The sequence below is a fragment of the Bacillus sp. FSL K6-3176 genome (assembly GCF_038003325.1).
In the GTDB taxonomy this organism is placed as follows: Bacteria; Bacillota; Bacilli; order Bacillales; family Bacillaceae; genus Bacillus; species Bacillus altitudinis.
Genome location: NZ_JBBOOX010000001.1, coordinates 1,258,394 through 1,279,054, shown reverse-complemented (window position 1 = coordinate 1,279,054; position 20,661 = coordinate 1,258,394). Strand labels below are relative to the sequence as shown.

Sequence of the window (20,661 nt, the reverse complement as noted above, 5' to 3'; positions counted from 1 at the left end):
CACGCCATCACCTCTTCATCTTCGGATCAAGCGCATCTTGCAAGCCATCACCTAAATTATTAAAGCAAAACATCGTCAGCGAAATAAAAAATGCCGGAAAGAATAAACGCCACCAGTGGCCATTATCTGACAGCACTGTCGGCAAGGCGTCATTGGCCATCACACCCCAGCTTGCAAACGGGGCTTGAATCCCTAAACCGAGAAAACTTAAGAATGCTTCAGCAAAAATCGCTGTCGGTACAGTTAGCGTCATCTGGACAATAATCGGTCCCATCGTATTCGGCAGTAAATTTCTGCGGATGATGCGCAAGCTTTTTGCGCCAAAGGTTTTCGAGGCAAGGACATATTCTTGGCTTTTCAGCTGAAGGACTTGACCTCTCACGATTCTTGCCATCCCGATCCAGCCTGTGACAGTGAGCGCCACAATAATAGTGACAAGCCCAGGCCCCATCAGGACCATCAATAAAATGACGACGAGTAAATACGGCAGACCGTAAAGCACCTCGACGATCCGCATCATGACATGGTCATACTTCCCGCCTTTATAGCCTGCAATACCGCCATAGATGACACCGATTGCAAAATCAATGAGAGCGGCCATCACGCCCACAAATAATGAAATGCGTGCGCCGTACCAAGTACGTGTAAACACATCACGTCCAAGCTCATCTGTTCCAAACCAGTGAGCAGCTGACGGTGGCAAGTTTTGCATAGAAAGCCGCTGTTCTGTCACACTATTCGGCGCAAGAAGTGGACCTAATACAGCCATGAGGAAAAGAAAAATCAGCACCGATAAACTAAACATAGCGAGTTTATTTTGTTTTAACCGTCGCCAAGTATCTGCCCAATACGAAAGTGAGGGTCTTTTAATGGCATGGACTTCAGATGTCTTTTGTTCTTTAGGAGCAAACCATTCATCTGGCACTTCATGCGCTTGATTCGTTTGATCATGCTGAAGGTGTATGCTCATGCCTTTCCTCCTTTCTGATGCAGCTGGATCCTTGGATCAAGCAGACGATATGTCACATCTACAATGAAAAGAAGGGTAATTAAGATGATGCTGTAAAAAACAGTAGTTCCCATGATGACAGGATAGTCACGGTTGTTAATACTCTCGACAAAGTATTTTCCCATTCCAGGGATCGCAAATATTTTTTCAATCACAAAACTGCCTGTTAAAATACTTGCGACAAGTGTGCCAAGGATCGTGACAACAGGTAAAAGTGCATTCCGCAGGGCATGTTTAAACACAATTTTATAAGGGGAAAGTCCTTTCGCTTTTGCAGTTCGAATATAGTCCTGCGACAGCACTTCAATCATGCTCGATCTCGTTAACCGGGCAATGATCGCCATTGGACCTACCGCCAGTGCAATGGTAGGAAGCACCATATGCATTGGACTTGTCCACATCGCTGTAGGAAAGAGTTTTACATTCACAGCAAGCTGCTGAATTAATAAGGTAGCAAAGATAAAGTTGGGTATGGATATACCGAAAACAGCAATCGTCATGGCGATATAATCAATCAAGCCATTATGCCGGAGGGCAGCCATGATTCCGAGCAAGATGCCGGAGATGACAGCAATCAAAATAGAGATAAGACCAAGTTCTAATGAGACTGGAAAACCTCTCGCCAATAAATCATTGACACTTTCAGAAGGCTTTTTAATGGAAGGACCAAAATCAAAAGTAACGATGGATTTTAAATAGATCATATATTGAACATAGAGTGGCTCGTCTAAGTGATAGTAGCTTTCGAGGTTTCGCTGGACAGTTTCGTTTGTATTTCGTTCTTCATTGAAGGGCGATCCTGGGATGACCTTCATTAAAATAAACGTTAAAGTTGTGATGGTTAAAATCGTGGCAATCATGGCAATCAAACGCTTGAGCAAAAAGCTGGCCATCTGCTGTCTCCCCCTCGCTTAACAAAATGTTGTACGTGCGGCAAGCTCTGTCATGACAAGCATCGCTTGGTAGGCTTCTAATATATTCTCTGCTTGGTACGTCACCGTTGTTGTCCCTTCGATGATGGCCGTACCCGGCATTAAATTCGCCCATTCGGCTTGTCCATAATTGGCAAACTCGATTTTCAGCACTGGCTGCTCAGGAGGCGTGAGCGGCTTCATTTGATGAATTTGTTTCATGGCAGCTTCCACTTGCTGCGAGATGAGGGTGCTCACTTTCGCTGGTGTTAAGCATTTCACAGCAGATCTTGAAATGGTTTCTTTCACCGCCACTGTTTTCACGCCAGGCATTAACTTTTCAGCTTCAAGTGCTGCTTGATCGTCTCCGCATACAAGAATGACCGGAACACCATAATAGCCTGCGACATACGCATTAAAGCCCATTTCACCAATCGGATGATCATTTATGTAAAAATGTCTGACACCAAAAATCATACTGTGAGACATCACACCTTTCATTGATGCCCTTGCATGATAGCCTAAAAAAACAGCGGCATCATACGTTTGATCTAATCCTTGGACCATTGAATAAGGCTTTACATCACCTGATATGAGAGATGCTTCCTCATGCAAATCTTCAATCAACAGATTATTCATTTTAGAATGGCTATCATTCACTAAAATATCGGTCGCCCCATGTGTAAGAAGAGCTTCTACACAGGCGTTCACTTCACCTGTCATGATTTTTCTCCCGCGCTCATAATTGTGCTGGCGGCTATCAACAAATGTATGATCAGCTAGACCAGTAATTCCCTCCATATCGACTGATAAATAGAGCTTCATCCCCATCCCCCTTTAATTAAACTTAAAATTTGTGTATATTTTTCTAAATTTTCTAAAAAATTATATGAGAACTTGATTGATTTTTCAATACAATGTCTGAAAATAAGGAAATTAGACTCAGGTAATACAGGTCAAAAGCATTGATGATAAAGGATTTAATTTACAGAAAAAACACCACTAGCTATGTCTTTAGTGGTGTTTGTCTGCTTCATCGATTTGCGATTTTAGTTGCGCATATTTTTTCATCGTTTGTGTAAACAAGTCATCGAACATTTGCGGTGCCTGCTGCTGGATGACTGCAGCGCCTTCTCCTGTAATCCCGCCTTTTGTTGCGACCCTGTTCACCGTTTCAGCAAATGTCAGTCCGTGTTCAACAAGAACTTGTCCTGTACCGAGCAGCGCATATGTTAAAAATTCATAGGCTTCTTCTAAAGAAAGCTCACTATTCCGAACAGCGGCTCTCGCCATTTCTTCAAAGATTGCTGCAATAAAGCCCGGAGAAGAGCTTGTCAAATTACTCGCCGCATCAAAGCGGTCCTCTTCCACTTCCCTGACGATACTAAAAGCTGAAAGCAGGCGGTGGAGCCGTTCTTGCGCCTCCTGCCCAGCGGTTTCACCATGCGCCACAAGGGATACACCCGTCCCTACGGCTGATGTCAAAGTGGGAATGTATCTAGACACCGGCTGATTCGTATGTTGCATTAATTTGTCTAACGTGACAGCCGCTGCCACTGATACGATATGAAGAGATGTCTTTGCGAGGCTCAGTTGATCTAAGACATCAAGTACAGCAAGCGGTGGTACACAAACAAACACGACATCACATGATGCAGAGATGTCATCTAAAGAGCAAATGTTGACATGCTGGTTCTTCTCTTTCAGCTGTTGCAGACGCTCCGTTTCACTTCGTGTATGGATCATAAACTGACTGGCATGAAGTACTCCTTTATCCAGCCATTTTTGTACCATCATATCTGCCATGCTTCCATATCCAATGATTCCAATAGTCTCCACAGTTTAATCTCCTCTATTTTGCTTAGATTCACTACTTATTTTAACAATTTCCCACAATGTTTTCATTTTTATCCCACACTTTTTTCTTACGATAAAGTCAGTATCCACCACATACGGTCAAACATCTTGAACACATACATGTAAAAATCGATGAAAGAGAGTGATCTTAATGACACAACACAAAGATGAAAAACACACTTCTTATGAATTACAAACCATTGAACAGCCGAAAAAAACACAGAAGAAGCCAAGTGGCTGGCTGAAGCCATTTGTCAGCGGGATTGTAGGCGGTACGTTAGCGTTAGGTGTTTACGTTCTAACTCCATATGCTCAGCATTCAGAAAATCATTCAACTGATTCGTCAACGAAAACAGCCGCTGTATCGACAAATGATACAAGTACAAATTCGTCAAAAACAACAGCGTCACAAACATCGAATTCGACCAGCAGTATTTCCAGTATGGTCGAAAACGTATCACCAGCCATCGTCGGCATTACAAACTATCAAACACAAAGTCAAACAACCACAGATTTTGGTGATATGAACACACCTTTTGATGGATCACAGCAAAATCAAAACAGTAGCAGTCAAGAGCAAGAAAGCGGTACCGGATCAGGGGTTATTTTCAAAAAATCGGGCAGTAAAGCCTATGTATTAACAAACAACCATGTGATTGAAGGAGCAAGTAAATTAACAGTCTCCTTGCATAATGGCAAGACGGTGGAAGGAAAAGTAGTCGGCTCTGATCCGCTGACTGATCTTGCTGTCGTGGAAATTAGTAGCAGTGGCGTTACAAAAGTCGCTGAACTTGGAGACTCCTCATCCCTTCGTGCAGGAGAAACCGTCATCGCAATCGGAAACCCGCTTGGTGAAGATTTATCAAGAACAGTGACGCAAGGAATTGTCAGCGGTGTCGATCGAACAGTGTCTATGGATACATCAGCTGGCGAAAGCAGTATTAATGTCATTCAAACAGATGCCGCCATTAACCCCGGCAACAGCGGCGGGCCGCTGTTAACAACAGACGGAAAGGTTGTGGGGATCACCAGTATGAAAATTTCTGAAACAGGTGTGGAAGGTATCGGGTTTGCGCTCCCAATCAATGATGTCAAACCAATTGCAGAGCAGCTTCTCACAAAAGGAAAAATCGAACGACCTTATATCGGTATCAGCATGCTGGATCTCGAACAAGTTCCAGATGCTTATCAGAAGGAAACGCTTGGACTGACAAGCAGTCAGCTCGATAAAGGCGTGTACGTAAAAGAAATCGCTGCTGGCTCACCTGCTGCAAAAGCTGGATTAAAGGCAGAGGATGTCATCACCGCCATCAATGGCAAAAAAGTGACAACCGGCAGTGAATTACGTCACGAGCTTTACACGAATGCAAAAGTGGGAGATACCGTCAGCATCACTCTCGTTCGTAATGGAAAAGAAGAAACAAAACAAGTGACATTAACACAATCTGAATCAAAGCAAGTCAGCTCTTAACGAAAAAAGCAGCTCATAAAAATTGAGCTGCTCAGCGTGTAGACAAACCCTCGCATTCTTTGTCAGTCCTGTGCGCTGGTACTCACGAATGTCAAATTCGCTCCGTGCCAGTGCTCGTCCTTTCTAGACTGCAAAGGTTTTCTATCACACTGAAAAGAAGACAAAGGGCTAAAATAAAGTTCATTTTAGCCCTTTGTCAACAATCTAAGCAGCTCATAAAAATTGAGCTGCTTTTTTCATGTTCACTTGATTGGGACCAATCTTTGTTCAATTTCTGCTCGTTTGTGCTCTAAAAATGGTGGAAGTGCTAATTGATCACCAAGCTCATCTACGCTTTCATCCACTGTAAATCCCGGACCGTCTGTTGAGATTTCAAACAAAATGCCGTTTGGCTCTCTAAAATATAGGGCTTTGAAATAAAAACGTTCTACAACACCAGAGTTGGTGAAACCGGCTTTGGCTATTTTATCATGCCATTTTTCAAGCTCTTCTGCGTCCGCTACACGAAAAGCTACGTGATGAACACTCCCTCTGCCAGATCGCTCAACAGGTCCTTCTGCTTTTTCAATAACATGAATCTCTGTTCCAGCTCCGCCTTGTCCTGATTCAAAAATCGTCACGATTTCCCCATCATTTGATTGTTCACGTGCTTTTTCTGTGAAACCAAGGATGCTCGTTAACACACTGATCGTTTTATCTGCTTCTGCGACTGTTAATTCTACTGGTCCCAAACCTCTGATCGCAAAATCAGCAGGAATCTCATCATGCACTGGCGGCTTCGCTCCATCTTGCACGCTTGGTTCTACAGTCAAAAACAGCTGCTGTCCTTCTGGATCTGTAAATTTCAAGGCAGGTCTGCCGCCTCTTAAAGAAGCTGTTTCTTTCTTTACACCTTTTTCTTCAAAGCGCTTTTCCCAAAAGGCGAGTGCCTCTTCTGAAGTGACAATCAGACCTGTGCGTGAGATCGCATTTGTTCCGTCCAGCCGGCGGGCGAGCATCGGTATTTCAAAAAACGTCAGCTCTGTACCAGGTGAGGCGACCTCATCTCCATAAAATAGATGATACATCGATGGATCATCTTGATTGACTGTTTTTTTCACCAGTTTTAAGCCAAGGATTTGGCGGTAGAAATCAACGTTTTTCTGAGCATTTGCTGTTAGTGCTGATACGTGGTGAATCCCATTTATTTTCATTGTGTTCACTCCTATTATAAAATATCTCGAATTCAAGATAATATCCTTATGAATAAAATAGGTCATTTTAGAAGAAAAGTCAACCATTCGGCTGCATCTTTATTGGATGTTCGGCTTTCGCCTATTAAATTAACATTAAATCAAAAATATTCTTTTATTGTTCGCTTTTAAGACAACATTCATCCTAATATCTCCAATAAACGAACACTTTTAAATACAAATACGAAAATCAGAAAATTTTTTTAATTCTTGTTTTCCTAAAATCGTATTACAATGAACAAAATACATGTCACAGTAACGTATGAAAGTGATGCAGGAGGTCGTGAGTAATGAACAAAGAACAACCAGCGTTAAAACAAGACATCGGCTTATTTTTTGCCCTATCTCTTGTCATCGGAACAATTATTGGATCTGGCGTTTTTATGAAGCCTGGCAACGTCCTTTCTTATTCAGGAAGCTCAGGCATCGCCTTATTCGCATGGCTGTTAGGCGGGATCTTAACCCTTGCAGGCGGACTCACAGTCGCTGAAATTGGTACACAAATCCCACGTACTGGCGGTTTATATGCCTATCTTGAAGAAGTATACGGTGAATTTTGGGGCTACTTATGTGGCTGGGTGCAAATTATTATTTACGGGCCAGCGATTATTGGTGCTCTTGGTCTTTATTTTGGTTCATTATTAGCTAATTTATTTTCTCTTTCATCTATATGGGCTACAACCATTGGCATTATCACCGTTCTTTTTTTATGTGTGATCAACATCATGGGAACGAAATACGGCGGTTTTGTCCAAGGGCTGACTACGATTGGAAAGCTTGTTCCAATTGCAGCAATTATTGTGTTTGGCTTATGGAAAGGAAATGAACATATTTTCACAGCCGTCAATGAGAGTATCGCTCAGATGAACTTCGGTGCAGCAATTTTGGCGACATTATTCGCCTATGATGGCTGGATTTTGCTTGCAGCGCTTGGCGGTGAAATGAAAAATCCAGAGAAACTGCTTCCTCGCGCGATGGCAGGCGGTATTTTAATTGTCACAGCATGTTATCTCTTTATTAACATCGCCCTTTTGCATGTGTTACCAGCTGATCAAATCGTTCAACTAGGTGAAAATGCAACAAGCACAGCTGCTACAATGCTCTTTGGTCCCATTGGCGGTAAAATTATTAGTATCGGAATCATCATTAGTATCTTTGGCTGTTTGAATGGAAAGGTTCTTTCGTTCCCGCGTGTCATTTTTGCGATGGCAGAACGAAAACAAATTCCATTTGCCAAAGCCATTTCACGCATTCATCCTACTTTTCAAACACCTTGGATCGCTGTATTTGTACAGATTTTGATTGCCATTGTGTTTATGATCGTCAGTAATCCCGAGAAGCTGTCAGAGGTTTCAATTTTCATGATTTACATCTTTTATGTGATGGCCTTTTTCGCTGTCTTTAAGCTAAGAAAACAAAACAAGGGAATGAAGCGCGCTTATAGCGTACCACTTTACCCGCTCACACCGATCATTGCGATTATCGGCTCTTTCTTTGTCTTAATCAGCACCATGATCACCGATTGGCAAAGCTGCCTGATCTCCATGCTGATCGGCATTGCCGGACTGCCGATTTATTACTATATGAAAAAAACACAAAATAAAGCAGAGCGCTAAAATAGCCTCTGCTTTATTTTTTATATTGCTTAATGACCTTATAAGATTCGTTTAAATATCTCATCAGCCGGTATGGCTTACTTAAAACCCGGATGGGGAGTCTTGAAATAAATCCATTCAGATTCGCCTTATACTCCTGCGTCATCCGCTTCGGCTTTGTCGCAATTTTTTCATATACTTCTTTGTAAAATTCCTTTATGATGTCGACTTGCACACTGATTATCTGATGACACTCTGTACACTCAACGCTTTTCATCTGATCATTCACATAAACGATGCTGTGGAGGGTCTCTTCTTGGCACCGAGTACAGTGTAGGTTTGCTTCCATTTCGGTTTTCTTCAAGATACACAGCTCCTTTCTCGTTTGATGTTGCTCTTTTTATACAATACGATGGCTGTCAGCTGTTTATTGGACAGATGCTTCCTTTAAAATAGCTGCCGCAGTCAATTCATCGGTGACGAGCACCTGAATAAAGCCGCCGTTTAAAGCCCCTAAAATACTTTCAGCTTTATGGGTTCCTTCCACAACTGCGATGACTTTTTTCACGCTCTTTAATTGTTCTAACGATAATCCAATCACCTTTTGGTTCAGCTCATCTTGGACTGGTTTCCCTTCCCCGTCAAAGAAACGAAAACCAATATCACCAACAGCTCCTGATTGCCTTAAACCAGACAAATCTTCTTCTTTTAAATAACCGACTGTTTTCAATGTAGAGCCTTTATGCGGATTCCCAATACCGATGAGGGCAATATCAACATTTCTGCCTTCTTCAAGCACAGCTTCTATGTCCTGCATCGCCATCAGCCGCTCTTTTAATTCTTCTGTTTCTAAGATCGCAGGTGCATATAAATAGGAGCACGTACCATTCATTTTCTTTGCCAGCTCATACGCCAGCTGATTCGCGTGAATGTCGACCGCCTGCCTGCCCATTCCACCCTCTAAAGGAATGACTTTGACATCGTTTCTTCGTTCAAATGGATATTCCTTCACTAGCTCGGCAAGTGTGGTCCCCCATGAAATACCGATTTTCTCAGCGCCTTTCATGTTTTTAGAAAGATAATAGGCGCCCGCTTGACCGACTGCCCGTTTGACCATCTCAGACATTGTCCCGACACTTGGAACAACGACAGCATCCGTTAATTGAAAGGTCGTTTCCAGCTGTTTTTCAAGTTCCACTGTATGAATACTTTCGTCTTTAATGTACACTTCAACGATTCCCACATCTTTTGCTTTTTGTAAGAGCTTTGAAATGACTGGTCTTGAGACATTGAGTTTTTTTGCAATCTCCTGCTGCGTCCACCCGTCTGTATAATAAAGATGAGCAACCTTGACGAGCTGTCGTCTTTCTTCCCAATTCAGCATGTGACATCATCCTTTTAATATACTATGATTACCAGTATACCAAACATTCGTTTCTAATTGGAACAATTGTTATGAAAATGACAAAAAGAGCGATCAACTCTCCGCTCTTTTTCCCTCGCTATATTTAGGCTGATACGTTCTCCCGCCATCTAATAAGAGTATCTGTCCGTGCAAATAGCTTCCCTCGTCACTTGCGAGAAATAAAGTGACTCCAGCAATATCTTCTGGTTTTCCTAATCTCCCGATAGGAATAAGTGATCGAAGCTGACTTTTCTCAAGCTCAGTCGGATAGAGCGTATCAAGCATCTGAGATTCAATGACGCGTGGTGCAATGACATTGATGCGGACATGATGGGAACCCAATTCCTTTACAAGCGAACGCATGAGACCAAATGCCCCGGCTTTTGACGCGTAATACTGGATGCCGCCGCCAGAGCCTGTTATCGCAGATCCTGATCCAATAATGACGACGCTGCCTTCTTTCCGCTCACATAGATAGGGTGCTAATGCTTTGATACAGTAGAAAAGACCATATAGATTCACAGCCAGTGTTTTTTTCCAAAGTGAAAAATCAACTTCTAAAAAAGGAAGGGATTTCGTCATTCCTGCTGAATAGACAAGATGCCCAATGCCACCCAGCTCCCTTTCAGCTGCTGACGTCATCTGCTGAACACTTTCCCACGATGAAACATCAGCTTGGAACGTCAGCAGCTGAGGATGCTGTTGTTTTAAAAGCGAAAGTCCCTGTTCATCTATATCTGACACAGCTACACGATGCCCTTCTTTTAAAAAACGCTGAGCAATTTCTTTGCCGATCCCTTGGGCACCACCTACGATGAGAACTGGTTTTTGTTGATTAGCCAGCGCTCTCACCCCCATCAAGCATAATCGCTGCTCCATCTGTAAATGCACCGTACGATGTACTTAAGAAAACCGTCATATGAGCCACCGTCTCCTTGATTTGCTCTTTGTCAGGAAGCAAATGGAGAGGCGGCGGAAGTAGAGCCAATACCCGAATGCCTTTGTCTTTAAATTCGCGCGCTAATCCTTTTGTCATGGCATTCAACATACTATTTGATGTAGCATGTGAGATCCCACCGTCACCTGTTATGCTCCCTGATGAGGAAATATTAATAATGCAGCCCTGCTTCTGATCCACCATATGCCACACAGCGGCTTGACTGGAAAGAAAGACTGTATTTACGGATCTTTCCACTTCATCGACCCATATCTCAGGACTTACGTCATCAATCCCCCCATCTGCTTTTTGCTCGGCTTGATTGACTAAAATATCAAGCTTGCCGCATGTATCGATGACTTGTCTTAGCATAAGCGTAGCATCACGCGGTGTCTCAAGCGGATTGATGACAACAGTTGATTGGCCGCCTAATTTTTCAATGTCTTTGCTAATCGACTTTGCTTTTGATTCATCACGAAAAGCGTGTATGAAAACATGTGCACCTGCCCGGGCCAAAGCCAGGCAGATGGCTTCTCCAAATCCATCTGTGCTATCTGTCACAAGTGCCACTTTCTGATGAAGCTGGACGTGCACACGGATCTCCTCCCTATCCCTTGTTTGGCATTTATTTTCTCAGCTTACTCACAATATCAAGAGCTGCTTCATAAAAGCCTTCTGAGATGGTAGGATGCGGGTGAATCATTTTGGCCATCTCTTCAGCTGTTCCTTCTAAATACATAAATGAGGAAGCCTCTGATATCATCTCCGTTACATGCGGACCAACCATTGTAGCGCCAATGACTTCACCATAAACGGTATCGTACACGAGTTTAATAAAACCTGTTTGAACACCTGCTGCCAACGCTTTTCCGCTTGCAGCTAAATCAAATCGCTCTGCCCGCACGTTCAGCCCTTTCGCTTTCGCCTCTTTCTCAGTCAGCCCAACACTCGCTACCTCTGGCAATGTATAAATACATCTAGGAACGATGTCGTGATTCATTCTTTCAGGCTCGCCGCATATATTGCTAACTGCAACGGCTGCCTCTGCCATCGCCGCATGAGCGAGCTGATAGCCGCCGGCTACATCGCCAATTGCATATACACCTTCAGCACTTGTCTTCATCTCGTCGTTTACTTTAATAAAAGGGCCATCCAGCTGAAGATCGAGCTGACTGACAGCAGATACATTTGGTCTTCTTCCGACACAAACTAACAGTCTTTCAGCCGTAAAGATGTGCGTCTCTCCTTTATCGTCTGTCGCATGAATCGCTTTGACTCCTTCGCTTTCTGTTACCTCTGTCACCGTCGTTTTCTTTGCGATATGGATGCCTTTTTTCTTCAATTCTTTTTCTAGTAATTTCGACGCTTCTTCATCTTCCTGCGGAATAATCGACGGAGCGGCTTCTATAATGGTGACTTTTGATTGGAGACTCTGGAAGATACAGGCCAGCTCAAGACCAATCACACCCCCGCCAATGATGACGACAGATGCAGGAATATCTGGGATGTCAAAGATCGTATCACTTGTGTCAAATTGAATCTCTTTGAGCCCTGGAATAGGCGGAATAGCAGGTGATGAGCCAGTGGCAATGATCAGCTCTTTTGTTTCAATCGTTTCTGACCCATCTTGTTTTTCAATGTCAATGCGATTTTTTGTCACAGCTGTCCCTCTGCCGTTATATACATCAATCTTTCCTTGCTTTAATAAAAAGGCGATTCCGCCCCTGAGTTTTTCGATGACATCATCTTTACGTTTTCTCATTTTATCGAAAGAAAGAACCATCTCACCTGTTTCGATTCCCCAGCTTTTTGCTTTCTCAATGGATTCAATGACTTCTGCATGTTTGAGCAGTGTCTTTGAAGGGATACAGCCTCGATTTAAACAAGTCCCCCCTAGAAAATCCTCTTCAATCAATGCAACCTTGTGTCCACGTTCAGCGGCTTGAAGGGCGGCAGTATATCCGCCAGGCCCTCCGCCAATGACTGTCAGATCATACGTTTTTGTCATCCGATTCATCTCCTACATTAGCAATTCAAATGGTTGTTCAAGCACTTTTTTAAGGTCTGTTAAAAAGGCTGCTGCTGGTGCACCATCTACCACACGATGATCAAATGATAAACTGACGCCCATCATTGGCCGCACCTGAATTTCTCCATCGATCACTACAGGTTTTTCTTGAATGCGTCCAACACCTAAAATCGCCACTTCCGGCTGATTAATAATTGGGGTAAACGTGTCAATGGCATACATCCCTAAGTTACTAATGGTAAATGTAGACCCCTTCAACTGGTCTGGCAGCAGCTTTTGATCGCGTGCATTTCGACCAATTTCTTTTGCTTCTTTTGTGAGCTGTTTCAGCCCTTTTTGATTTGCATGAGAGATGACCGGAACCATTAAGCCGTCTTTCACAGCAACCGCAAGACCAATGTGCACATCCTCATGGAAATGGAGCTCATTTTGTTCAAACGTCATATTGATTTGCGGATGGCGCGTGAGGACACTGCTGACCGCATGGATGATGATTTCTGTAAACGACAATCTGTAGCCTGTCTCTTTTTCAATCGCTGGGAGCAGCTGTTTGCGCACTTCTTTTGCTTTTGTCATATCAATTTCACTTGTTAATGTGACGTGCGGTGCTGTAAAGGCACTTTGTGACATGCGATCTGCGATCACTTTTCTCATCCCGGCTAGTTTTTGTGTTCTCACTGGAGCAGCCTCTGCCTTTTGTGCGCCTGCTGCTTTTACGTCACTCTTCATGATTTTTCCGTGGACGCCAGAACCAGCAACATTCGCTAAGTCGATCCCTTCACGAGCAGCCACTTTTCCTGCAAGTGGTGATATGCGCTGGCCTTCCTCGTTCGTATGAAGGGACGCTTCGACATCCCGTTTTTGAATTCTGCCTTTTGGTCCTGTACCAGATACTTCGTGAATGGCTACTTGGTGATCTTTTGCCGTTTTTCTCGCTGCAGGTGTTGCGCGTACTTTCTCATTCACCGTTGGTTCAACGTCAGTCGAAACAGATGGTTCAGATGGTGATGACGTTCCGCTGTCTTCAGAAGATGCTTCATCTGACTGCGCTGGCGGCTCGCTCGGTACCTGCTCATTTGCCTCTCCGATATATCCAATGACAGCATTGACTGGAATCTGATCATCTGCTTCGTAATATTTCTTTAGAAAAACGCCATCATCATAGGCTTCAACCTCGATATTGATTTTGTCTGTCATAATTTCAAATAGAGGCTCACCGATTTCAACCGAATCTCCTTCTTCTTTAAACCATTGAAGCAAGGTACCGATCTCCATCGTACTGCTTAGCTTCGGCATAAATATCTCTTTTGGCATGATCTTCTCCCCTTTACTTAAGAGCGCACGAGCTCTTTTGCTGCTTCAATAATATCTGGCACTTGTGGAATGACTGCTTTTTCCAGCGTTGGGTTGTACGGTATTGGGACGGCAAGACCGCCAAGTCGTTTAATAGGTGCATCTAAATAGTCGAAGGCTTCACTCTCCGCTATCATACTGGCAATCTCTCCGCCGTAGCCGCCGCGTTTCACTGCCTCATGCACAACGATACATTTGCCTGTTTTTTTCACAGATTCAATAATGGTTTCTTCATCTAATGGGACGAGCGTTCTCGGATCAATGATCTCGACATCGATTCCTTCCGCTTCTAGTTCCTTCGCTGCTTCGAGCGCTTTGTGCACCATAATGGCTGTTGCGACAATTGTGACGTCCTTTCCGCTTCTCTTCACATCCGCTTTCCCTAAAGGAATCGAATACTGCTCTTCTGGTACTTCACCAATTGTTTTATATAAAAGCTTGTGTTCATAGAAAATGACAGGGTTGTCATCATCCATTGCTGCTTTTAAAAGTCCTTTTGCATCATAAGCTGTTGAAGGCTGAACCACCTTTAGTCCAGGAATATGAGCCATCCACGCTTCTAAGCTTTGGGAGTGCTGCGCTGCGGCACCTGTCCCGGAACCTGCTGGTGTTCTGACAACAAGCGGCACTTTCCCTTTTCCGCCAAACATGTAACGTGTTTTCGCTGCTTGGTTTACAAGCTGATCCATTGCAATTGTAATAAAGTCAGAGAATTGTAGTTCTAAAATCGGACGCATCCCTGTCAAAGCCGCTCCGACTGCGCCTCCTGCGATGGCAGCCTCTGAAATTGGCGTATTGCGGACGCGTTCTGGACCGAATTCCTCGATCATCCCGCGCGTGACACCAAATGCGCCACCGTATACGCCGATATCTTCACCTAAAATGAAGACATCTTGATTTTTTCTCATTTCCTGACTCATTGCTTCTCGAACGGCTTCTAAATATGAAATCTCTCTCACTGTCGTGTTTGTCACGTGATTCCCCTCCTAATTAGGCGTATACATCCTCTAATAGTGTGTCAATTGATGGTTCTTTACTATTTTTCGCAAATTCAACAGATGCCTCGATCTCTTGCTTCGCTTCTTCTTGTAAACGAGCAGCCTGCTCTTCTGTCAGAACATCTAGCTCCATTAAGAGTGACTTAAAGCGTTTAATTCCGTCTTTTTGTCTCCATTCTGTCTCTTCTTCACGTGTACGGTATTTTTTCGCATCACTCTTTGAGTGACCCTTCCAGCGATACGTTTTCATTTCAATGAGTGATGGCCCTTCTCCAGCTCTTGCACGGCTTACCGCTTCATCTACTGTATTCATGATCTCAACCATGTCATTTCCATCAACTGTTTTCCCTGGCATTCCGTAGCTTTCTGCTCTCGTTGAGATGTCTTCAATGTTGATCATTTCTTTCACAGGACCAGACATGCCGTATTGGTTGTTTTCACAAATAAACACAACAGGTAAATCCCAAATGGAAGCAAGATTCAGCGCTTCATGGAAGCTACCTTCATTTGTGGCACCGTCTCCGAAGAAACAAAGGACCACAAAGCCTTCCTTTTTCATCTTGGACGTGAGCGCCGCACCTGTTGCAAGCGGAATACCGCCGCCAACAATTCCATTTGCCCCAAGGTTTCCTTTTTCTAAATCGGCAATATGCATGGAACCGCCTTTTCCTTTGCAGTAACCTGTTTCACGTCCGAATAGTTCAGCCATCATTTTATTGACCTCTGCACCTTTTGCAATACAGTGACCATGTCCGCGGTGTGTACTGACAATCTTATCTTCATCCTTTAACACAGCAATAGATCCAACAGCCGATGCTTCCTGTCCAACACATAAATGGGTCGTTCCATGGATTAATCCTTTAGCAAAGAATTGATCGACCTTTTCATCAAAATATCTTACTAACCACATTTGTTTATATAAATCTGCTAATTTCTCATGACTAATCTGTTCAGGCAAAGTGATTTGTTTTTGCATTTCTTCTCTCCCCTTTACATTTGTTCTTATATGTTACATTTGTAATTATCATACGTTTAACTCTCATTGAAGTCAAGTATTTCCGTTTATTTTTTAAGCGTTTTCATCTTTTTTCAGAAAAAAAGAGAAAGGCAAAGCCCTTTTCCAAAGACCTTCTCTTTCTCTCCATCTCGTACATTCTCATTCATCTGGATACATCATGATTTTGACGCTTTCACCTTCTGGATGCCTAGCGCATTCTATCGCCTGACGAAGCTGACTTAATGGATATCGATGCGTCACCATTTTTTCTGTATGAACGACCTTTGCTTTTAAGAGCTCTAGCGCTTCACGATAATGGTATGGATGCGAGGAATAAGCTCCGACTACTTTCACTTCATCATGGAAAAAACGTTCTGCTGGAATGGAGACATCCCCTTTTGGAAAGTGAGCAAAGACCAAAATCGTTCCGCCTCTTGCAACAGCTTGAAATGCTTCTTTTAAAAGCGCACTGCTCCCCACAGAAATAATGACAAGGTCCGCTCCCTTTCCATCTGTTTCTTTCATGACGCGGTTTTCTACTGGCTCAGATGCTGGATGAAAAGCGACGTCCGCCCCAAGATTTCTTGCTTGAAGGAGCCTGTTCTCATTTACGTCTGTGATCATCACTTTTCCAGCCAAATAATATTTGGCAAGCTGTAATTGAATGCAGCCAATTTGCCCCGCTCCAAGAATCAACACCGAATCTCCAGGATGAACGGGCGCCCTTTCAAAGCCGTGAAGACAGCAGGCAACCGGTTCGACCATCGCTCCTTGTTCATATGAGACGTCATGTGGGAGCTTGCCCATTGTATGCTTCACATGTAAAGCAGGAACACGAATATATTCCGAAAAACCGCCCGGCTCTACATTTGTGGCTGCAAATTGCGGGCACATTGTATAAAATCCTCTTTGACAAAAGTCACAAGTGAAACAAGGGACATGATGCGCTACATACACCCTGTCTCCCGTTTGAACATGTGTGACGTGACGGCCTGTTTCGATAATGTCACCAGCGATTTCATGCCCTAGCACTGTGCCAGGAGGTACCGTCTCATGTGTTGCTTTATAAATATCCGTCCCGCATAAGCCGCAGGCACGCATTTTTAATAATACTTCATCATCACCAATGGCTGGCCGCTTCCGCTCCTCGTAACGAATGTCCTCTGAAGAATAAAAGACAGCTGATTTCATTTAGCCGCATCCTCCTTTTCATCACATGTCGCAAGACTCTGCAAGGATTGAACGAGCTGCTTGTACTCACTCATCTCACTTGAAATCCAGTAGCGTCCGCCAAATATTCGCGCAGGTCCCACTCTGACATATACTTTCCCGATATGAGGATATGGTTTTAAAAACAATTTTCCTTTAATATCGGACACGGCATATGTGTGCCACCTGCCAAAAGCACCTATTTTCAGCTCATCTTCACTAATCATGATATTCGTTGGCTGATTCAGGCCAGTGATGCTAGAAAGCATAAGGATAGGCAGCGTATAGACACCTAACACAGCTAATGGCTCAGGTCCTGCCGACATCAACGTATAAAGAGACCAGAGAAAAAACACACATATTAACAAGGCCGGAAGGAAAATAGAAAACATGGCAGACGTTCGGCTATAAGCATGCTGCTGCATGAGAGCTCCTCCTTTCAAATGACATGGAAGGAGCTTTCGCAGCTCCTCCACGCAACCATCGTTCACTTAATATGATCGATAATTTTTTCAATATCCTCTTCAATGCCAAATCCCGTTAAAAAAGACAACGTTTGAATCACAGGCGTTCCTTTTGTATCACTAACAGGCGTTGTCGTCACAATTAAATCAGCACCCTCCGCTTTCTGCGGAACCTCAGATGCCTTACACTGTTCAACGATGACATCGTATCCTTTTTCCTTTAATGTCTCTTCTACCTTTTTTGCTACAACCGTTGACGTAGCAACTGCCGTTCCACAAGATACTAATATTTTTTTTGCCATGAGAATCCCTCCAGCTCATTTATTGATCTTTCTGATCTAAGCCCATTTCTTTTGCATACTGCTTTTTAATATCATTTCGCACCCAGTACCAAAGAAGCGCATATGCCAGTGCACAGACAATCGCTGCAATGAAGTAAGGGTTGCTCGGATCAAGAAGTCTCACCATGATCCAAGGAATGACGTGTGAACCAAGATCAATACCAGAGATCATATTTGCCCCTTCTGGGAAGTCGAAACCAACTGCTTTCCCCATTGTGGTGGCGAGTGGTGCAAGGTTCGTTGCAATGAAGAAAACAATCATTAAAGTAAAAATACTGTTAATGAGGCCGCGAATAATATTCCCACGAGCGGCAGCTACTGCCCATACCACTGTAAATGGCAGAACCGATAAGTCTGCAAACGGCAGCATACCATTGTAGGGAAGAACGACAGCGAGCAAAATGGTGATTGGCACCATCAAAAGGGCTACAGCCATATTCGCTGGATGACCAATGACAATCGCTGTATCCAAACCAATATAGACATTTTTTCCAGGGAAACGCTTTTGAATATAAGAACGAGCACCCTCAGAGATTGGAATAAGTCCTTCCATTAATAAAGCAACCATTCTTGGCATTAACACAAGCACTGCAGCCATTTGAATTCCAAGGGTCATGACACCTTTTGCATCATAGCCACCAAGAAGACCAATAATGATACCAAGTATAAGACCCATCACAAGTGGTTCACCAAAGATGCCAAAACGTTTTTTCAAAGTTTCTGGATCCGCATGAATTTTGTTTAAACCAGGGATTTTATCAATCACGCGGTTTGACGCATACATGAGCGGAGCGAAGTTGACCGTTTCAGCATGAGCCATCGATACGCCTTTTAATCCGAAATGGTGTTCAATCGTCGGTGCCGTCCAATCGGCTAGTTTTAGTGTAATCGCAGAAACGATTAAACCAACGGCAAGAGCTAAGAACATATTATGATAAGCGTAGTAAGTAACAGAAGCAGCGAAAATCAAATGCCAGAAATTCCAAATATCCACATTCAATGTTTTCGTAAAGTTAACAGACAGCAAAATGACATTTAACAAGAGCACAAGAGGAATCATCAAAGGAGCAACAGGTGTACCAAATGAAATGGCGGCTCCAATCGGCCAGCCGACATCTAAAATATCAAGCTTTAATCCAAGAGAATTGACCATGGCTTTGGCTGCTGGTCCAAGACCGCTTACGAGTAAATTAATGACAAGATTGACCCCGACAAATCCAATTCCGATCGTAATACCTGCACGGAAGGATTTTTTAAATCCTTGCCTTAAAATCATACCGAATAACGTCATAATAATTGGGAGCATAATTGTTGGCCCTAAGTCTAAGATGAAATCGACGGCTTGCTTGATCATACATCCACCTCCTGATTTTAAATAAAGCGCTTACATTATGTCGTGAATAGCTATTGGTTTAATTCTTTTTGAAGTACATCAACTGCTTCTTCATACGATGTCATGTGAGATAAACTTGTCATTACTTCTTCTTTTCTGAAAAGCGTCATCAGTTTCTCTAACATCACGAGCTGTTTACTAGGTTCAGAGATTGCCAGAACGAACACAATTTTGGCTTGAACTGTCTCATGAGGGCTTCCCATCTTATGAAAAATAACAGGTTCCTTTAATGTCGCTACACTGATCGCCGGTTTGTTTACATGTTCAGGATCTGTATGGGGAATGGCTACCCCAAAGGTCGCAAGAGGAAGACCGGTCGGATATGTTTTTTCTCTTTCAAGCACTGCTGGTAAAAAGCTCGATTTGATATACCCTCCAGTTTCTAACCTTTCTGCTAAATAGGCAGTCACCTCCTCACTTGAAGATGCTTCGTATTGCAGCTCAATCAGCTGTTGATCTAACTCAAACAAGCTGTTCAAACAACCACCCCTTTCATTTGGTATAAATATGAACACATGTAACAAAAAGAATGAACATTTTAAAATAGAACCTTTTGTGAAGCGCTTACAAATAGATGTTTTATAAAATGTTCAATGCTGTTACCTTTGTAAAGATATTATAATATTCGAAATTATAAGTCAATGTTCCTAGGAAAATTTTTATAAAAAAAGATGCAGCTTTTTGCCGCATCTCTTTCATTACATCGCATCAACTTCTTGTTAAATATGGCTTCCTATATCTAAAAATTCAGCTACAAAAAGGTTGTCTGTCTGCTCTGTCATTTCTTTTTTTGTGCCGATTTTTTCGATTCTGCCCTCATTCATCACCACAACACGATCAGCGATATCAAACGCTTCTTCTTGATCATGCGTCACAAAGATGGTCGTCATTTGAAATTCTTGATGAACTTTTTTCAGCCAATGTCTTAATTCTTTTCTCACCTTTGAATCTAGTGCACCAAAAGGTTCATCTAAGAGAAGAGCTTTCGGTTTAACGGCTAGCGCACGTGCAAGTGCTACACGCTGCTTTTGTCCACCTGACAGCTGCTCTGGATAACGGTGAGCATACTGCGTTAATTGAACGACTTTCAGCAGCTCATGCACCCGCTCTTTGATGTCTTTTTTAGGCAGCCTTTCACCTCTAGGTTTCATCTTCAATCCAAAAGCCACATTATCAAATACCGTCATATTTCGAAAAAGCGCATATTGCTGAAAGACAAAACCAATTTTCCGTTTTCGCACTGGGATGTGAGTATAATCCTGTTCTCCAAATAAGATCTGCCCTGTATTCGCATCATCAAGCCCTGCAATAATTCTTAATAAAGTCGTCTTACCTGATCCAGATGGTCCTAGTAAGGATATTAATTCCCCATTTCCGATCGTCAAATCCACGTTTTGCAAAACCTTCGTCTGCCCAAATTGCTTTGATATTTGTTTCGCTGTAATCCCCAAGGATGATCC

The 20,661-nt window shown here is 43.1% G+C and carries 21 protein-coding genes; 2 read left to right on the top strand and 19 right to left on the bottom strand.

The annotated features are described in order from the left end of the window. Positions 1-7: 7 nt before the first annotated feature. The 4 genes from MHB38_RS06625 to proG form a co-directional block, all read right to left on the bottom strand. Positions 8-970 carry an ABC transporter permease gene (locus MHB38_RS06625; RefSeq protein ID WP_017359137.1) on the bottom strand — a complete coding sequence of 321 codons (963 nt, stop codon included), beginning with the start codon at positions 968-970 and terminating at the stop codon, positions 8-10. After that, a complete protein-coding gene (locus tag MHB38_RS06620) occupies positions 967-1,902 on the bottom strand; it encodes an ABC transporter permease (RefSeq protein WP_008346233.1) in 936 nt (311 codons plus the stop codon). The genes MHB38_RS06625 and MHB38_RS06620 overlap by 4 nt, the downstream gene beginning before the upstream one ends. Positions 1,903-1,920: 18 nt before the next feature. Further along, positions 1,921-2,745 carry a M55 family metallopeptidase gene (locus MHB38_RS06615; protein WP_025207215.1) on the bottom strand — a complete coding sequence of 275 codons (825 nt, stop codon included), beginning with the start codon at positions 2,743-2,745 and terminating at the stop codon, positions 1,921-1,923. Between the two features lie 189 nt (positions 2,746-2,934). Beyond that, positions 2,935-3,759 (bottom strand): pyrroline-5-carboxylate reductase ProG, encoded by an 825-nt coding sequence (gene proG, locus MHB38_RS06610; RefSeq protein WP_025207214.1) that lies wholly within the window; start codon positions 3,757-3,759, stop codon positions 2,935-2,937. A gap of 169 nt (positions 3,760-3,928) precedes the next feature. Here proG and MHB38_RS06605 point away from each other — a divergent pair, with 169 nt between their 5' ends. Further along, a complete protein-coding gene (locus tag MHB38_RS06605; protein ID WP_341002951.1) occupies positions 3,929-5,248 on the top strand; it encodes a S1C family serine protease in 1,320 nt (439 codons plus the stop codon). 242 nt (positions 5,249-5,490) lie between these two features. Here the strand turns inward: MHB38_RS06605 and MHB38_RS06600 are convergent, their stop codons facing one another. Next, on the bottom strand, positions 5,491-6,441 hold the full coding sequence (locus tag MHB38_RS06600) for a ring-cleaving dioxygenase (protein WP_046343339.1): 951 nt from the start codon (positions 6,439-6,441) through the stop codon (positions 5,491-5,493). 329 nt (positions 6,442-6,770) lie between these two features. On the opposite strand from MHB38_RS06600, the gene MHB38_RS06595 reads away from it, so the two are divergent. Then, positions 6,771-8,096, top strand: coding sequence for an APC family permease (locus MHB38_RS06595; RefSeq protein WP_019743458.1), 1,326 nt, complete (start codon positions 6,771-6,773; stop codon positions 8,094-8,096). Positions 8,097-8,109: 13 nt separating this feature from the next. On the opposite strand, the gene MHB38_RS06590 is transcribed toward MHB38_RS06595, so the two are convergent. The 14 genes from MHB38_RS06590 to MHB38_RS06525 all read right to left on the bottom strand — a co-directional run bounded on the left by MHB38_RS06590 (position 8,110) and on the right by MHB38_RS06525 (position 20,652). Beyond that, on the bottom strand, positions 8,110-8,439 hold the full coding sequence (locus MHB38_RS06590) for a bh protein (RefSeq protein WP_341002948.1): 330 nt from the start codon (positions 8,437-8,439) through the stop codon (positions 8,110-8,112). Between the two features lie 63 nt (positions 8,440-8,502). Further along, positions 8,503-9,459: a sugar-binding transcriptional regulator gene (locus tag MHB38_RS06585; RefSeq protein WP_007498849.1), complete on the bottom strand. Its 957-nt coding sequence runs from the start codon at positions 9,457-9,459 to the stop codon at positions 8,503-8,505. A gap of 93 nt (positions 9,460-9,552) precedes the next feature. Then, complete coding sequence (locus MHB38_RS06580; RefSeq protein WP_008346247.1) at positions 9,553-10,338, bottom strand: SDR family NAD(P)-dependent oxidoreductase; 786 nt, start codon at positions 10,336-10,338, stop codon at positions 9,553-9,555. Then, on the bottom strand, positions 10,316-11,011 hold the full coding sequence (locus MHB38_RS06575) for an SDR family NAD(P)-dependent oxidoreductase (RefSeq protein WP_052320225.1): 696 nt from the start codon (positions 11,009-11,011) through the stop codon (positions 10,316-10,318). Before MHB38_RS06575 ends, MHB38_RS06580 begins: the two co-directional genes overlap by 23 nt. Before the next feature lie 31 nt (positions 11,012-11,042). Further along, positions 11,043-12,425: a dihydrolipoyl dehydrogenase gene (gene lpdA, locus MHB38_RS06570; protein WP_008346251.1), complete on the bottom strand. Its 1,383-nt coding sequence runs from the start codon at positions 12,423-12,425 to the stop codon at positions 11,043-11,045. Positions 12,426-12,437: 12 nt separating this feature from the next. Further along, complete coding sequence (locus tag MHB38_RS06565; protein ID WP_019743462.1) at positions 12,438-13,760, bottom strand: dihydrolipoamide acetyltransferase family protein; 1,323 nt, start codon at positions 13,758-13,760, stop codon at positions 12,438-12,440. Between the two features lie 17 nt (positions 13,761-13,777). Then, positions 13,778-14,758 carry an alpha-ketoacid dehydrogenase subunit beta gene (locus tag MHB38_RS06560; protein ID WP_026050078.1) on the bottom strand — a complete coding sequence of 327 codons (981 nt, stop codon included), beginning with the start codon at positions 14,756-14,758 and terminating at the stop codon, positions 13,778-13,780. 31 nt (positions 14,759-14,789) lie between these two features. Then, a complete protein-coding gene (pdhA, locus tag MHB38_RS06555; RefSeq protein WP_008346257.1) occupies positions 14,790-15,773 on the bottom strand; it encodes a pyruvate dehydrogenase (acetyl-transferring) E1 component subunit alpha in 984 nt (327 codons plus the stop codon). 180 nt (positions 15,774-15,953) lie between these two features. After that, the gene (locus MHB38_RS06550; protein WP_017367078.1) at positions 15,954-16,985 is read right to left on the bottom strand and encodes an alcohol dehydrogenase catalytic domain-containing protein; all 1,032 of its coding nucleotides are present in this window, start codon (positions 16,983-16,985) and stop codon (positions 15,954-15,956) included. Beyond that, positions 16,982-17,428, bottom strand: a complete 447-nt coding sequence (locus MHB38_RS06545) for a hypothetical protein (protein WP_008346260.1) — start codon at positions 17,426-17,428, stop codon at positions 16,982-16,984. Before MHB38_RS06545 ends, MHB38_RS06550 begins: the two co-directional genes overlap by 4 nt. 62 nt (positions 17,429-17,490) lie before the next feature. After that, positions 17,491-17,769, bottom strand: a complete 279-nt coding sequence (locus MHB38_RS06540) for a PTS sugar transporter subunit IIB (protein WP_008346262.1) — start codon at positions 17,767-17,769, stop codon at positions 17,491-17,493. Positions 17,770-17,788: 19 nt separating this feature from the next. Next, complete coding sequence (locus MHB38_RS06535; protein ID WP_007498866.1) at positions 17,789-19,162, bottom strand: PTS galactitol transporter subunit IIC; 1,374 nt, start codon at positions 19,160-19,162, stop codon at positions 17,789-17,791. A 50-nt stretch (positions 19,163-19,212) separates the two neighbouring features. Next, positions 19,213-19,680, bottom strand: coding sequence for a PTS sugar transporter subunit IIA (locus MHB38_RS06530; RefSeq protein ID WP_008346265.1), 468 nt, complete (start codon positions 19,678-19,680; stop codon positions 19,213-19,215). Positions 19,681-19,920: 240 nt separating this feature from the next. After that, positions 19,921-20,652 carry a sulfate/molybdate ABC transporter ATP-binding protein gene (locus MHB38_RS06525; RefSeq protein WP_025207205.1) on the bottom strand — a complete coding sequence of 244 codons (732 nt, stop codon included), beginning with the start codon at positions 20,650-20,652 and terminating at the stop codon, positions 19,921-19,923. Between the last annotated feature and the right edge of the window lie 9 nt (positions 20,653-20,661).